Here is a 15,960-nt window from a genome sequence, read left to right on the forward strand (position 1 = left end):
AAAGAAAACAGCTCCCTACTCTCTGAATAGACAAAGAATCGCAGCTTCATTCTGCTTTTTCTTTCTTTCAGCTTTTCATACACCAAAAAGCGATTCGTCGTCAAACGAATCGCTGAAAGGAAGCACCTTTTTTATTCCGTACTGTAAGTGATCGCAAACGCACCTCTACCTGTATGAGTGGCGATGATCGGTGTTGTGTGAAGCAATGGGATCTCCAAGTCAGGAAACAATTCTGCTAGTTCTTTTTGGAAACGTTCCGTGATTTCTAACCCTTCTGCATGAGAAATACCAATTTTCGTCACTTTTGGCATATTCTTCAATTCTGCTTTTAATTCCTCAAACCATTTATTGAACGTCTTGACGCCGCGTCCTTTGACGACTGGAATCAGTTCTGAATGATCAAAATCCATGATCACTTTCATGTTCAGTAAGCTCGATAAAAGACCTTTGGCACGACTGATGCGCCCACCTTTTACTAAGTTTTCTAACGTTGAAACGCCGATAAATAATTTTGTATGCTCACGCACCAGATCCACTTCTGGTAAAACTTCTTCTAATGTCTTACCGGCTTTAGCCAATTCTGCTGCCCGAATCACTTGAAAAGCCAACGCTTGGTCTGTCGTGTCGCTATCGATCACAGTGACTTTGGCTTTTGATAAATGACTGGCTTGACGAGCCGCTTCCACAGTTCCACTAAGACCTTTGGTCATATGAATCGATAGTATTTCACTGCCATCTTTGCCTAATTCGTCATACAGTTCTACAAAATGACCGATCGGCGGCTGGCTAGTTTTAGGTAATTCTTTGGCTTGCGCCATCATTTGCATAAATTTTTCTCCCGGCAGCGTTTCATCATCTGGATAAACGACACCATCGATCATTACAGATAAAGGCACGACATGGATAGCCAAAGCATCACGGACACTTGGTTCCATCGTACTGGAAGAATCTGTCACAATTTTAAGATTTGCCATCATATATTCACTCTCTCTTTAAATCAAGTCTTTTTTCGTGGTAAAATAACCATAGACCATTTATACTAAGTATAACAGAGAGAAAATTTTTTTTCATCTAATTTCGATTCGAAAGGACGGTGCCGAATGCAGCACATGAAGTTTAGTCGCAGATATTTGATCGTCAATGAAGTATTAAATGCAGTAACCCACGGGATCGGATTAGGACTGAGTATCGCAGGACTGGTCATCCTCTTAATCAAGGGGGCAAATCTAGGGTCACCTATCCACATCGTTTCCTATGCCATTTATGGGTCGATGATGATTTTGCTCTTCCTCTTTTCTACCTTATTTCACAGTTTGATTTTTACCAAAGCAAAAAAGGTCTTCCAAGTCTTTGATCATGCCTCCATTTTCTTGCTGATCGCTGGAAGTTATACACCTTTTTGCTTGCTTAGTATCCAAGGCTGGCTTGGCTGGTCACTCTTTGTCTTGATTTGGCTACTAGCAATTAGCGGCATCGTTTATAAGTCACTGACTCTTCATAAAAAAGAGACCGTCTCAAAAATCTCCACCCTGATCTACATCATCATGGGCTGGTTATGTGTTATTGCCTTTAAACCTCTGATCGAACATTTAGGCTACTGGGGAACCTTTTTACTAGCAAGCGGTGGTGTTTCTTATACTGTAGGTGCGCTATTCTATAGTTTAAAATCCGTTCGGTTCATGCATGTGGTTTGGCACTTATTCGTTATGTTAGGTGCTGGACTGATGTACTTTTCCGTCTTGTTGTATACCTAAAAATGAAGCCTGCTTACAAAAAAAGAACAGGAAACTTTCGCTGCAGAAAGCTTCCTGTTCTTTTATTTTCTACGATAAAATTCAAATTGATGGGGATAATGGTTCTTTTCATCGACAATCCCATCGATCACATGATCAAGTTTCCATTGCGTCCAATCAATCTCTGGGAAATACACATCTCCGTTAAATTCCGCAGCGATCACTGTACGGTACAATTGATCGCAATCGTCAATCATCGCTTCAAAAACACCTGCTCCACCAGTTAAAAAAACGGGATGCTCTTGCTGCTTCACATACGCCAAAATTTCCTCACGGTCATGCATCACTAAGGCGCCGTTGGCTTGATAATCCCGATCACTCGTCAAAACGATCGTCGTACGCTGTGGCAGTAATCTTTTTCCCATGCCTTCAAAGGTTTTGCGCCCCATTATAATCGTATTATTGATAGTTTGCTCTTTAAAAAATTTCAAATCATTCGGCAAATGCCACGGCAGTGTACCATCCGCTCCGATCAACCCCTTTTGATCTTGTGCCCAAAGTGCGATCAACATAAAAATTACATCCCTTCTGTATAAAATGATTCCGAAATAATAGCAGCAACCTGCAGCCGCTGCATCAGCTGAAAAGCTGATTCATGCTCAAATGGATCTTTGTTGCGCTCCTCAAAGCGCAAGCCATCACAGGCTTGGTAAACAATTGTGCCGCCGCTTCTTTGGACATTTCGCGGCCATTCCCCATCGTTTAAATGCGCGTTGTTGTTTTTCAGCAAGGTCGGTATCAGGGAAATTGGAAAGAGAGCACTGCCAGCTGCGACATCAACTTCTTCTATTTGAAAGAAGTCAGCAGCGATCTCGTTGATCAGGCGCTCCGTTCTTTGCCACGTTTGCGGATGACTCGCAAATGCCCTTGCAGTTCGTCCAAGGATACAATACGTATTCGCAGGTAAAGGCTTTTTGCTTATTGCCACTAGTTCTTCTGGATAGGTCTTAATCCACGTCACCACGCGATCAAAATCACAAATATGCAGCGAATCCAGAGCTGGCAGGTGGTGCTGGGCAGCAAAAACAAGCCTTCTGCGGGCATCCGCTGCTCCTTTTGCTGGTATAAAAATGGCAGTACACTGCTGATTTGATCGAATGGCTTCCTTTAGCTCTGGCACTGTTTCTTCGGATACGGATAGCCAAACTGCAGCATAGTGCTGATGCAAGAAATCGATGACTTGCTCAATGAGCGCTACAGTAATCGATCCAGCATGTCTCTGATGAAAGGTCGCCGCAAAGCCTCGCTTGTGGGTATTTACCATTACGCCTCATTCCTTTCTTTATGAAATGAAACCAAACAACCACTTAAACTGCGATCGGTGCTTTGATCGTTGGATGCGGATCATACCCTGCCAAGGTAATATCTTCCATTTCAAAATCAAAAATCGACTGTTTTTCAGGATTTAACTGTAAGGTTGGCGCAGGACGTACCGAACGAGTCAACTGTTCCTTCATCTGTTCCATATGATTGCTGTACAGATGAGCATCGCCTAATGTATGGACAAAATCCCCGACTTCTAGTCCAGTTTCATGAGCAATCAGGTGCGTTAATAGCGCATAACTAGCAATATTGAAGGGAACGCCTAAAAAGACATCGGCACTGCGTTGATACAGCTGACAGCTTAAGCGACCCTCATGAACATAAAATTGAAACATTGTGTGACAAGGTGGCAACGCCATCGTCGGTACATCTTCAGGATTCCATGCGGAGACGATCAGACGGCGAGAATCCGGCGTCGTTTTGATCATGTCGATCACTTCTTTGATTTGATCGATAAACCCGCCCGTACTTTTTTCCCAATGCCGCCATTGATACCCATATACATGGCCCAAATCGCCGAAAGTTTCAGCGAAAGCATCATCGGCTAAGATTTTTTCACAAAATAGTTTCAACTCATGTTGATACTGTTCATTGAAAGCTTCATCCACTAATGAACGGCGACCAAAGTCTGTCATATCAGGACCTGTATAAGCATCACTTTTAATATAGCGTTCAAACGCCCATTCATCCCAAATGTGGTTATTATGTTCCAGCAGGTAGCGGATATTGGTATCTCCCTTTAGAAACCACAATAATTCGCTCTTGATCAAGCCAAAAGGAACTCTTTTTGTTGTCAGCAATGGAAAGCCTTGGGACAGATCAAAACGCATTTGATGACCAAAGACACTGCGTGTTCCCGTTCCTGTACGATCACTTTTATCATTGCCTTCTGCTAATATTTTTCTTCCTAGATCTAAATATGCTTGTTCCATCGTTCTCTCCTTTACTCTACACAAATTCGCTCAAATATTCCCAACGATCCATTTTTTCTGCCAGTTGCGTTTCAACCTCGCTGATTTCTTGCTGTAATTTTTGCAGCTTAGTAAAGTCCGCGCCTTGATGATTCATTTCTTCGGTCAAAGCGGCTGCTTTTTCTTCTAATGCCGCGATATCATCTTCAATCGTCGCCCACTCTTTTTGTTCCATATAACTCAGTTTCTTTTTGACAGGCGCTGCAGCAGACGCCTCACTTTCAGCAGAAAGTGAATCGGTTTTTGTTTCTTTTGGCTCTAGTACACTCGAACTAGCTTTATTGGTATTGGCTGCTAGATATTCATTGATGGAACCAAAGTAGGACGTAATCCTGCCATTTCCTTCGAAGATCAGCAATTTTTGGGCAACTTTATCTAAAAAGTAGCGGTCATGGGAAACAGTGATGACTGCACCTGGAAATGTTTCCAAATAACTTTCCAAAATCGTCAAGGTATCAATATCCAAATCGTTGGTCGGTTCATCTAACAAGAGAACATTTGGCTGTCCAATCAATAGCTTGAGTAAAAATAGTCGTCGTTTTTCCCCGCCAGACAGCTTGCCGATCTTGGTGCCATGCATGGATCGCGGAAATAAAAACTGTTCCAGCATTTCTGCGACACTGACTTGGGAGCCATCCACTTTTTGCACTTCCTCGGCTGCTTCTTGCAAATACGCAATCATTCGCTGATCAGGGTTCATCGCTTCAATCGTTTGCGTATAATAAGCCATTTTCACAGTCACGCCCATCGTACGCTCTCCTTCTTCTAAAGGCAGGCGTCCAGCTAAAATATTGAGCAACGTTGATTTACCCGCTCCGTTTTCTCCTGTGATCCCTAAGCGTTCTCTTGATTGAATCAACAAATCAAAGTGAGACAAAATCGTTTTGTTTTCAATCTGATAACTCGCATCTTTTAGCTCTAAGACTTGTTTGCCTAAGCGTGTCGTAGCAACATCAATGGCCACTTCGCCGTTTCGTTTTACTTGATGTAGGTTTTCTTTTAAATCATCGAAACGATCGATCCGTGCCTGTTGTTTCGTTGTACGGGCCTTCGCTCCAGTGCGAATCCAAGCCAACTCATGTTTGTACAACTGCTTGCGCTTGTCTTCTTGCGTCTCCTCCACACGTTCTCTTTCTGCTCGAGCATGAAGATACGTCTCGTAATTGCCCTGATATTCATGTAGCTTACCAAAGGACAATTCAAAGATCCGATTAACGACTCGATCCAAAAAGTAGCGATCGTGGGTCACCATCAATAATGCACCCCGATAATTTTTTAGATAGCCTTCCAACCATTGGATCGCATCATAATCTAAGTGGTTAGTCGGTTCATCCAATAACAACAAGTCTGGTTCATCGATCAATACTTGAGCCATAGCCACTCGTTTCTTTTGACCTCCAGATAATTCACTGACCTTTTTTTCTAACTCATTGATCCCAAGTTTTTGTAAAATGATCTTGGCAGTTGTATCTGTATTCCAAGCATCGGCTTTATTCATCGCTTCTTCTGCCAACTGATAATTCCGTTGCGTTTGTTGATCCAAGCCATTATTCTCTAAGGCAATCAGCGCTTTTTCATAGTCACGAACAACGCGAATCAGCGGACTGGTGCCTTGAAAAACAGCATCTACAACAGATAATTCTTCTTGTAACTGATTGTCTTGAGTCAAGAAACCGATGCGATAATCTTGGGCGGCAAATACCGTTTGGCGATCGCCATCACCGCGATCCAAACCGGCCAAGATCCGTAACAAACTCGATTTACCCGTGCCATTGACACCGATCAAACCGATTCGATCTTTTTCATGTATCAGAAAAGAAAGCTGATCAAACAGTGTTTTTTCACCATATGTTTTGGTTAATTCACTTACTTTTAATTCTTTCACAGAATCCCTCCTGAGTTTTTTCTTCGCTCATTGTACCACATTTCATCAGCGGAAACGATGAGAGAAAAAAATCAATTTTTGTAAAAAAAGAATGCCTTCGTCAGTCTACTCCTTCTGATCATCGCTGTTGATCATCTTTTAGGAATAACCTGACGAAGACACTCCATAAAACGTGCCTCAAGTTGTGCGCCTCTTGAGACGTTTTATCGGCGAAACATTCGCTGCTTCGGCTGTTCTTCTGCTCGAGACATCGCATACGATTCTAACAGATTGACATTGCGTCGGTATTCATTTGCAGAAATCGTTGAGATTTTTTCCGCCACTTCATATTCATCGATCGTCTTGCGCTCAAGGTAATAGCCCCAAAGGACTTTCTTAACAAAAATCGGGTCTTGCTCGATCATGATCGTTTCAATGAAATTGCTGTGTTCAAATCGTTTGATGCTCATTTCTCGTTGACGAATAAAGAAATTGATCAGCGAGGAATCATAGACATCTTCTAAATTGCTCAAACTATGAAAAATATATTCACTGTTCTTTAAGTAAATTTTTTGTACTTCAGAAATGTCTCGTTGCTTCAAGGCAGCTTTTAGCTGCTGCTGTCGCTGTAAAAACAAGCGAGGATGAATCAAAATACGGATAAATCGCTGAATAAAGAAGAGCCAAAAACTAAAGAATGAGAGAATTTGTTTTGCGAGGGAATGCTGTTGCTGAGAAATAAACCGTGAATAAAAACGGTAGCCATTTAAGCTGACTTTCCCATTTCGATAAGCTTCATCCAAGCCGTCTTGTTCGATCGATAGGATCAATCCTTGAATTTCTTGGATTTCTTGTTTTTCTGAATCAGTCAAACTATTGCGATACAACTCCCAGCGCCGATTTTCATAGGAATTGATGACAGCATCGATCGCTAAACGGCCTTTATCCGAGAGTTCTTGCTTTTCTTCTGCTTCCAATTGTTCGATGACGTCTTCTAAGATCAGCAAGTGATTGAAGTCGACGCTTTCGGCAGCTTCCCCATCTGCCAAGTATGGCAAGACCATCACGCTGATGATCAATGTCAGTAAGATCACACAAGCGGTCAAAAACAGAAGCAAGCCTCTTTCATGAAAGGGTGCATCATGCACCATCACAGGCAAAATAAAGATGGCTGCCAAACTGACTGTTCCCTTGACTCCGCCAAAAGTCAACAAGGCGACTTGATTCATTGATACTTGTTTTTTTGACTGTAAAAACCAATAGTAAAACAACAAAAAGAGAAAACGAACAAGGAAGATCACCGCCGTGATCACCAAAATCGTAATCACTAGATGCCAGTTTGCATAATTATTGCTCTCCCAGATTGGTGAAAATACTTGTGACAACTCGATTCCTAGAAAAAGAAACACCAATGCATTCAATGTAAAGACAATGGTCGACCAAGTACTTTCTGAAATGTTCGCCAGCTCTGCATCAAACAATGAGATCCGGCGTTTTCTTTGGGCTTGGGCTACACCTGCCACAACTGCTGCGATAATCCCTGAGACGCCAATCATTTCGGCCAGCAAATAGGCAGCAAATGGCAAGAGCAGTTCAATCAATAAGTATACTGTGACATCTTGTGCCGAGATTTTTTCAATAAAGCGCAAAATTCGGCGTTTCAGCCACACGATCAAGTAACCGACAAGCCCGCCGCCGATACTAGAGAATAGGAGCTGGAACCCTGCGTTGGCTGCTGAAAAGCTCCCGGTGGTCAAAGCTACGATAGCAAACTGCAATGCGGTAACCCCTGAAGCATCGTTCAGTAAGCCCTCGCCTTCCAGAATGTGCATAATGTTTTTGGAAATTTTCAAACGTTTTGCTAATGAGGAGACTGCCACTGCATCAGTTGGTCCTAACGCAGCACCAAAAGCGAAACAAGCAGCCAGAGGAATCGTGGGCATCAACCAATGGAGCGTTCCGCCGACAGCAAACAGTGTCATTAAAACGCCGCCAAAAGCCAAAAACAATACGATCTTGCTGTTTTTGAGGATTTCAGGTACATCTGCTCGTTCTCCTTCACGAAACAGCAATGGTCCAATGATCATTACTAAAAACATTTCCGGTTCAAAAGCGATTTCCTGTCCCATTTCTGTTAAACCTAGTAAAATCCCTAAGATGATTTGAATAAAAAAGATCGGTACCGAGGGTAATATTTTGCTCGCCACATTTGATAACGTGACGAGAATTGCAATGATAATGACGAGTTCAATAAATTCCATCCATTACCCTCTTTTCTTTCGAATAGCTAATAACAGCTCAAGAAAATCTTCTTTTTTCAAAAGGATCTTATCGTTTAAAAGATCTAACTCCTTTTCGTTATTTTCAATTTCGCATTGGACACGCCGTGATTCCAAGCGGTAAAGATCGTGTTTCATTCGCTCAAATTTACGAAAAAGCAATGGATTTTTCCGTTGCAAGTACTCACGAATCTCTTTTTTTTCAGCTGGTGTAAATTGTCCCAACTGTTTCATCAGTTCTTGTTTGCTTAAACATTCCTTGTTCATGATTGTGCTTAGGGCCCCTTTTATTATCAGTTTATCTTTTTATTTATCGTATAAATCAAAATTATCTCTTGACCGCTAGTATTCTAAGCCAATCATTCAAAAATAGCAAGCCTTTCTCACTAAAAGATGGTTTTTTATCCGCATTCTTATAAACTAAAAAAACCGCAGCTTTCACTGCGATTTTTTGTTTATTTCATATACAAGTCGTAATAAGCATCCATGATCTCTTTCGCGATTTGAATATTGGGATGCGTATCGGTGTCTCCTTTTAATTGAGGCATCACGATCGCAATCGCAATATCCGCATCACTACTTGGACCGTAGGCAACGATGTTTAAGTTAACTAAGCTGATGGTATTGCCATTACTATCCACGATGGGTGTTTCGGCAGTACCTGTTTTGGCAGAGACTTCCATTTTCGCAGAAGCCAAGCCTTTGGCAGTTGCCCAAGCATCCGTTCCATGAACCGCATCGTAAAAACCATTTTGGATAATTTGCATTTGCGCATCTGATAAACCAACCTCGTTCAATACCGTTGGTTCGATGTCCTCAATCAGCGAACCTAGTCCGCCTGTTTCATCATTGTCGTAGATTCCGTCAACGATGTGAGGCTGCAATCTTTTGCCACCATTAGCAACAGTTGCTGCATATTGTGCCAGTTGCAGTGTCGTATAAGTATCAAACTGGCCGAATGCTAAGTCGAGGATCTTTCCGCCATCACTGACAGGGTCCATGTTCTCAATAGATGTGCTGATACCAGTTGCTTCTCCTGGTAAATCGATACCTGTTTCAGTTCCCATACCAAAAGAGGCAAAAGAGGAACGGAGTTTTTCGTAGACATCCCCTTGACGATCCACTGTTGGAATCGAGATGCCTGACTGATAATTGATGCCCATCAAACGTAAAGCGACTTGCATCATATAGGAGTTAGAAGAAACTTCCAATGACTGCTCCGCAGAAAGATTGCGATTATTTGCCCCAGTTGGGTTGAAAATAGAAGCTTTTACATCGGAGCCGATTCTGATTGGTTGATCCAGCAGCACTTCGTTGCCGTTTAAGACGCCGTTTTCCCAACCGGCAGCCAAGGTTCCTGCTTTGACGACGGACCCTGGTACAAAGGAATTAATAAAGGTACCAATGGCATTTTCCTGCATTTCATTTGATCCCGTGTCATGATGATACCCGGACATGGAAAGGACACCGCCGGTTTTCGGATTTAACGCCACTGCGTATACCCCTGGGGAATACTCTGCAGCACCAGAATCAATCAGTTTTTGAAAATTGTCTTGCAAAATCTTGTCAACTTTCGCTTGAAATTCAGCATCGAGTGTTAAAACCAGATTATCCCCCTTTGCGCCTGCAAAGGTTTCTTTTTGACTTTCAATATTGTTGTTGTTGTCAAGCGATATTTCAGAGATGGATTTTGTTCCTTGTAAAACTTCTTCATATTGCTGTTCTAAATAACTACGTCCAACGCGATCATTACGTGCGTAACCTTTTTCTAAGAATTCGTCTAGAACTTCTTCAGGTATTCCTTGTTCTTCACTAGTCACCGTTCCGATCAAACTAGCCAGAGAACTTCCTTCAACGATCTTTCGTGTCCAATCGGTCCCGGTGGAGATTCCTGGTAAATCGACCATGTTTTCAGCAACAACTGCCAATTCTTGGTCAGACACATCCGACGTCTTAATAAAGACCGTACTCAAGGATTGTGCGCTGTTCATCCGCTTGAAAATCGTGGCTGCTTCTAATTCGGCATCGGAAAAATTGATTTCTTCTTCAGTCACTTTCTCAACGGTTGCCGCATATTGTTCAGAAGTACCTAAAGAACGCTCTTCATCACTCAATCGTTCAGTTGCTTTTTCAAGATTGTCTTCATCTGCCAACCAAAAGTCCTTAAGATCTCGATCAGACAAGTTTTTGTCGACTGGCATTTCGATCAACTCGCTCAATTTTTTGGCCGTTTCTAAAAGATCTTGAGCGGTCATTTTGTTTCCACGGGTAAAAGTGATTGCTGCATTGGCTTGATTTTCCACTAAAGCTTTCCCAGAAGCATCGTAAATCATACCCCGAGGGGCACTTCCTTTTACTTCCACTACAGATGAAGCTTTCAATTGCTGCTCAATATTTTCGCCATTGACGATCTGTAGATAGCCTAATTGGACAATCAATGATACAAACAAAGCAAATATAATAAAAAACAAAAAGTTCAATCGAAATGGAACATGAGATTTGCGATACGATTTGGCCTTTGGTTCTTCTGGCCCCTTACGTATCCCTTGGACAACTTTATCTTTCAAATTCTTCATCTCATCTATCCTTCCAATCTATAATGACTACTGTCCTATTTTACCAAAAAATTCGATCTGAAACAGAAAAAACAAAAAATATCCATTAATCCTTAGAAAAAACTATAAAAACTCAACGATATCTGCCTGAATGTTTCACAGATAGATTGTTTCATTTTCACTCTTTCATGAAAAAATTGTTTTTTTAAGCTTTCTTCTGTTTTTTCATTTGTTGATTTCGTGAAACAAGATATACATTTCAGTTTTTGTGGAAAACTAGATCGATTGAAGCGATGGGATCTTTCATATAAACGAAAAATCGACACAAAAGCAGTTGCCCATGTATCGATTCCGCTATCCTATCAAACAGTTGAAGGAGATGTGTAAAGCGACACACCCTCAAATGATCGAAAGACAGCTATATGGTTTTATTCACTCGCATCCTCACCATCGGAAAACACTGCACTGTCATCATAGAACTGATAGTTCACATAGCCTTGCGTATGTTCATCTCCTTGTGAAAGCTGATTGTTTGGAGGGAGGGCCAGTTGTTCTCTGAGTGTATTTTGCATGTGTAAGAGCTGATTGACCCCTAAAAGCTGATAGTAGACATCATTCAACATTTGCCCTTCCCCTTGCAGCTGCTCTTGATGAATCGTCGTAAAAGCCGGTAAATAGTTTTTTCCGATATCCAGCATATCGTCCCATGTCAGATCCGTCTTTGAATTTTTCTCAACTGCTTTTAATATTTTCTGATAATTATTGACTCCGTCCAAACTCATTATTTTTTTTAGAATTTTTGTTACGACCTCACGTTGTCTTTTCTGCCGACCAATATCTCCTTCTGGGTCTTCTTTACGCATGCGTGCATAAGCTAGACCAGTTTTCCCATTTAAAGTGATTTTTCCTTTTGGAACATGAACCCCCTCTAGCGTAAAGTCGATATCATTCGTTACTTTGATCCCACCAACTGCATCAATCAAATCTCTCAGGCCTTGCATGTTGATTGTCACATAATGATCAATCGGTATATCCAAAAGATTTTCCACAGAATCCATTGCCATGGCTTCTCCGCCAAAAGCATATGCGTGATTTAACTTATCTAGCGTTCCATACCCGACGATTTGAGTAAATATATCCCTATCCAAGCTAACAATCGTAGATTGCTTTTTTTCTGGATTTACTGTAACAACCATCATGCTGTCTGAACGGCCTTGTTCGGTCCTTCCTAAAGCTCCGGTATCAATTCCTAGTAACAAGATGGAAAAAGGTTCTCTTTTTTCAATGTTGACAGTTTCTGAACGCCTTTTTGTTTTTCGATCTACTGGTTTAGAAATATGTTCAAAAGTTGAACTTGTATCTTTATAAACTTGCAAGCCGTACACAGTTAATCCGATAATTCCCAGGACTAAAATCCCTAATGTTCCTATTACTATTCTTTGATATTTTCGCATCTTGCACCTCGTCCGATAAAAATAACAATCGACTAAATTTTCGCATAATTTATATCATACAGCAATCTCATTTGTTATAAAACTTTTGTTTTAATAAAAATGTAATGTAAATGAAACAAAACGAAAGTATCCCTCACTTGAAGGAAAGAAATAATTTTCTCATTCTTTTCCTTCATGGTTTTGCCAGAAACTAGCTAGGACGAAAAAAACCTTGCTTAGCTGCAAGGTTTTCAGTCGATTCTGTAATTAAGTAATTAGACTTTGGTTACTTCCGCTGCCTGCGGTCCGCGGGCACCTTCAACGATCGTAAATTCAACTTCTTGTCCTTCTTCAAGCGATTTAAAACCATCTCCTTGAATGGCAGAGAAGTGAACAAATACATCATCGCCACCATCAACTGTAATAAAACCAAACCCTTTTTCGTTGTTGAACCATTTTACTTTCCCATGTTCCATAGTGTGTAAAGCCTCCAATAATTATAATCCGACGATTCCGTCGATTTCATTATAGCGGAATATGTAAGCGTTAGCAATAACGAAATTTCTTTCCATCAACAAAAAAGAAGCCCTTAGACAGGCTTCTTCCTAATAGTTTGATTAAGCTTTTGCGAAATATTCGTTCACTTTATCCCAGTTAACAACACTCCAGAAAGCATTGATGTACTCTGGACGAACATTTTTATATTTTAAGTAATACGCATGTTCCCAAACATCTAAACCTAAAACAGGTGTTTGACCATCCATCAATGGTGAATCTTGATTCGCTGTTGAAGTGATTGCTAGTTTACCGTCTTTAACGACTAACCATGCCCAACCTGAACCAAAACGTCCAGTTGCAGCAGTTTTAAATTCTTCTTTAAAGTCTTCAAAGCTGCCGAATGTTTCTTCAATTGCCTCTTTGATTGCCCCAGTAGGTTCGCCACCAGCATTTGGGCCTAAGATTTCCCAGAAGAACGTGTGGTTAGCATGGCCGCCGCCATTGTTGCGAACCGCTGTTTGAATATCTTCAGGTACAGAAGAAAAGTCTGCTAATAATTCTTCAACTGTTTTTTCACCTAATTCAGGATGTTTTTCAATCGCTGCATTTAAGTTTGTTACATAAGTGTTGTGGTGTTTATCATGATGCAAATGCATCGTTTCTTCATCAATATATGGTTCCAATGCATCGTATGCGTAAGGTAAATCTGGTAATGTGTAAGTCATAAAAAAAATCCTCCTCAATGATAATGTTTACATAAGTAACATTATCAGACTATCAGACTTTGTTCAAAAAATATGCTTACTTTTTCTCACTTTTTTTCGTATTGAAAATCAAAAATTTACTAAATACATAATTTGCCAAAACAACAACGACTTGGGTGACCAGCTTGGCAACAAGATCGCCGGTTGCCAAAATTGAAATAAATAGATACATACAAAGCATATCTAAGCCTAATGATAAGACACGAAAGAAAATGAACTTCCCAAATGCCGCCCATGACTCTTGCTTTGTCTCGGTTTTTGCTTCAAAAACCCATAACTTATTTGTAAAGTAGGCGAACAAAACAGAAGCAATCCATGAAATCACATTCGCTGTCTGGTAATAAAGACCAAATCCTTCACGAAAAATGAGATAGACGACAATGTTGACTACAGTCGTTAATCCACCAAAAAATAAATACGTAATCGGCTCCCACAACTTTTTTTGCTGCAAGAACTGCTTGTATTCGTTGTACTTTTGCATTCTTTTGCCTACTTTCATTTCTTTATTTATTCATTCATTCGATTATTGGTTCTTTTTTTGTGAATTCCTTGTAATTCAAAGAACCCTTCGTTACAATTACTCTAGTTATACCACAAAGGAGTTCATCAGCAAATGACTATCGTCCAACTATTTAAAATTGCTTTTTTCCGAATACCTGATTTAAAATTTGTCAAAAAAGCAGAATTTTCCAAAGTAATCGTTTTTCTATTAAGCGCCTCCGTGCTTATCGCGGTACCGATGACCATCAATGTATTAGGTGTCTTTCGCGATGTGCAAGCAGACGGACAAAAAATTGGAGAATCGATTCCAGATTTTACGATCGAAAATGGGCAGCTTGCTACAGCGCCGGATACGCAAGGTTTCATTTATCAAACCGATTCGATCATCTTTACTTTCGATCCAGATGGCAACCGTACGCCAGCAGATATTGCATCTGATGTTACTGGCTCTGTCATCGCTGTTGGCTTGTTAAAAGATCAGCTGGTCATCCGTATCCCCTCTTCTGGCTTATCGACGTCAATGTTAGATTCTAATCAATTAGAATTTGATTACAGTGAGCCTGCGCTGCGCAATCTTAACGGTCAGGCGATTCGAGAAGCGCTATCAAACCAAGCAATTCCATGGCTAATCAAACTCATTGTCTTTTTTGTTGCATTGTATCCATCATTTGTCAGCTTGCTGATCACCTTAGTGATGGGGACCTTTATTGCAACGATCTATACAAGATTAAAACGATTCTCCTATACTTTCTTTGAAAATTTAAAGATTCTGATCGTAAGTGCTGCATTGCCTACGCTTATTAGTGTAATCGTACAACTACTATTGCCTTCCTTCGATGCAACCACCTTTATTTTGTTTGGTTCTTTATTCTTATTCACACAAGGGGTCAAACATTCTCCAAAAATTCAGTTTAAAACCTAATCTAGGCCATGTTCAATTCCTTGAACATGGTTTTTTTCTCATTCTTTGCTACACTTAAGATACAAGGAGGCTTGGCAATGAAAAAAATAATCTTAGCCACTCGAGAGTTTCGCGACACATATGTGAAACAAATCGAAAAAGACTATCAATTTCTTGTGTACACAAAGGACCAAGCAATTGATTGGTCACAAGTAGAAATCACCATTGGTTGGAAGTCGGAATGGAAGGACTACCTGCTAACGGAGAAAACAAATTTGAAATGGGTCCAAGCGATTTCAGCTGGCGTAGACACCTTACCATTAAAAGAGTTTGCGAAATACAATATTCGCTTATCTAATGGCAGCGGCATCCATGCCGAATCGATCACAGACCATTTGTTGGCTCTACTATTTATGGAAAACCGCGGGATTTTCCAAGTAATTCAGCAACAGAGAAAACAGCAATGGTCACCGGATACGATTCCTTATGCAAAGCTATCTGATCAAGAGATTTTGATCGTTGGTACGGGACAAATCGGCCAAAGATTAGCCAAAGCATTAACCTTTTTTGGTGTACATCCGATTGGCATTAATACAAGCGGCCATGAGGTGGCGGGTTTTGAAAAAACGTTTGCGTTATCTGACTTACGCGCTTGCGCAAAAACCGCCGATTGCATCATCAATATTCTTCCACTGACAGAAGAAACCACACATTTGTATGAGGAAGCCTTCTTTGCACAAATGAAGCCTTCCGCTTCATTTTATAATGTCGGTCGCGGTCCTAGCGTGGATACTGCCGCATTAACAGAGGCTTTAGAGAAAAAGCAGCTGGCATTTGCCGCACTAGATGTTTTTGAAGAGGAACCTCTACCAGAAAATGATCCGCTATGGCATACCGAAAACCTGTTGATTACTCCTCATATCTCAGGACACACGCCCCATTTTCAAAAGGCATTTATGGATATTTTCTTAGCGAATTTCCAACAATTTTTAACAAAACAAGAACTTGTTAAAAATGAGATAAACTTGGATAAGGGATACTAACAAATTCTTTCCGAAAAAAAAAGTGTACAGTTGAA

15 protein-coding genes are annotated in these 15,960 nt (G+C 40.8%); 3 read left to right on the top strand and 12 right to left on the bottom strand.

The window, feature by feature from the left end:
* Positions 1-131: 131 nt before the first annotated feature.
* Positions 132-974 (bottom strand): DegV family protein, encoded by an 843-nt coding sequence (locus A5878_RS10775; protein WP_026008095.1) that lies wholly within the window; start codon positions 972-974, stop codon positions 132-134.
* Between the two features lie 126 nt (positions 975-1,100).
* Here A5878_RS10775 and A5878_RS10780 point away from each other — a divergent pair, with 126 nt between their 5' ends.
* Entirely contained in the window at positions 1,101-1,754 is a 654-nt protein-coding gene (locus tag A5878_RS10780) for a hemolysin III family protein (protein WP_005229593.1), read from the top strand.
* A gap of 62 nt (positions 1,755-1,816) precedes the next feature.
* Here A5878_RS10780 and A5878_RS10785 read toward each other — a convergent pair whose 3' ends face one another.
* The 11 genes from A5878_RS10785 to A5878_RS10835 all read right to left on the bottom strand — a co-directional run bounded on the left by A5878_RS10785 (position 1,817) and on the right by A5878_RS10835 (position 13,961).
* Positions 1,817-2,305 carry a dihydrofolate reductase gene (locus A5878_RS10785; protein WP_005229592.1) on the bottom strand — a complete coding sequence of 163 codons (489 nt, stop codon included), beginning with the start codon at positions 2,303-2,305 and terminating at the stop codon, positions 1,817-1,819.
* Between the two features lie 5 nt (positions 2,306-2,310).
* Positions 2,311-3,057: a hypothetical protein gene (locus A5878_RS10790; RefSeq protein WP_086295555.1), complete on the bottom strand. Its 747-nt coding sequence runs from the start codon at positions 3,055-3,057 to the stop codon at positions 2,311-2,313.
* Positions 3,058-3,100: 43 nt separating this feature from the next.
* Positions 3,101-4,048, bottom strand: a complete 948-nt coding sequence (locus tag A5878_RS10795; RefSeq protein ID WP_010749378.1) for a thymidylate synthase — start codon at positions 4,046-4,048, stop codon at positions 3,101-3,103.
* Positions 4,049-4,064: 16 nt separating this feature from the next.
* The gene (locus tag A5878_RS10800) at positions 4,065-5,972 is read right to left on the bottom strand and encodes an ABC-F family ATP-binding cassette domain-containing protein (protein ID WP_010749377.1); all 1,908 of its coding nucleotides are present in this window, start codon (positions 5,970-5,972) and stop codon (positions 4,065-4,067) included.
* Positions 5,973-6,175: 203 nt separating this feature from the next.
* Entirely contained in the window at positions 6,176-8,212 is a 2,037-nt protein-coding gene (locus A5878_RS10805) for a sodium:proton antiporter (protein WP_005229585.1), read from the bottom strand.
* Positions 8,213-8,215: 3 nt separating this feature from the next.
* The gene (locus tag A5878_RS10810) at positions 8,216-8,497 is read right to left on the bottom strand and encodes a hypothetical protein (protein ID WP_010749375.1); all 282 of its coding nucleotides are present in this window, start codon (positions 8,495-8,497) and stop codon (positions 8,216-8,218) included.
* A 188-nt stretch (positions 8,498-8,685) separates the two neighbouring features.
* Entirely contained in the window at positions 8,686-10,806 is a 2,121-nt protein-coding gene (locus A5878_RS10815) for a penicillin-binding protein 2 (RefSeq protein WP_086295557.1), read from the bottom strand.
* A gap of 407 nt (positions 10,807-11,213) precedes the next feature.
* On the bottom strand, positions 11,214-12,239 hold the full coding sequence (locus A5878_RS10820; RefSeq protein WP_074535133.1) for an LCP family protein: 1,026 nt from the start codon (positions 12,237-12,239) through the stop codon (positions 11,214-11,216).
* A gap of 254 nt (positions 12,240-12,493) precedes the next feature.
* Positions 12,494-12,694, bottom strand: a complete 201-nt coding sequence (locus A5878_RS10825) for a cold-shock protein (RefSeq protein ID WP_005229578.1) — start codon at positions 12,692-12,694, stop codon at positions 12,494-12,496.
* Positions 12,695-12,835: 141 nt separating this feature from the next.
* Positions 12,836-13,441: a superoxide dismutase gene (locus A5878_RS10830; RefSeq protein ID WP_060792203.1), complete on the bottom strand. Its 606-nt coding sequence runs from the start codon at positions 13,439-13,441 to the stop codon at positions 12,836-12,838.
* Positions 13,442-13,517: 76 nt separating this feature from the next.
* Positions 13,518-13,961, bottom strand: coding sequence for a GtrA family protein (locus A5878_RS10835; protein ID WP_034872204.1), 444 nt, complete (start codon positions 13,959-13,961; stop codon positions 13,518-13,520).
* 132 nt (positions 13,962-14,093) lie between these two features.
* Between A5878_RS10835 and A5878_RS10840 the strand changes: the two genes are divergently transcribed.
* Positions 14,094-14,903 (top strand): DUF1189 domain-containing protein, encoded by an 810-nt coding sequence (locus A5878_RS10840; protein ID WP_005236906.1) that lies wholly within the window; start codon positions 14,094-14,096, stop codon positions 14,901-14,903.
* Between the two features lie 26 nt (positions 14,904-14,929).
* Complete coding sequence (locus A5878_RS10845; protein ID WP_081091724.1) at positions 14,930-15,925, top strand: phosphoglycerate dehydrogenase; 996 nt, start codon at positions 14,930-14,932, stop codon at positions 15,923-15,925.
* The last annotated feature ends 35 nt before the right edge of the window (positions 15,926-15,960 follow it).

It is taken from the genome of Enterococcus sp. 3G6_DIV0642, assembly GCF_002140635.1.
Taxonomy (GTDB): domain Bacteria; phylum Bacillota; class Bacilli; order Lactobacillales; family Enterococcaceae; genus Enterococcus_D; species Enterococcus_D casseliflavus.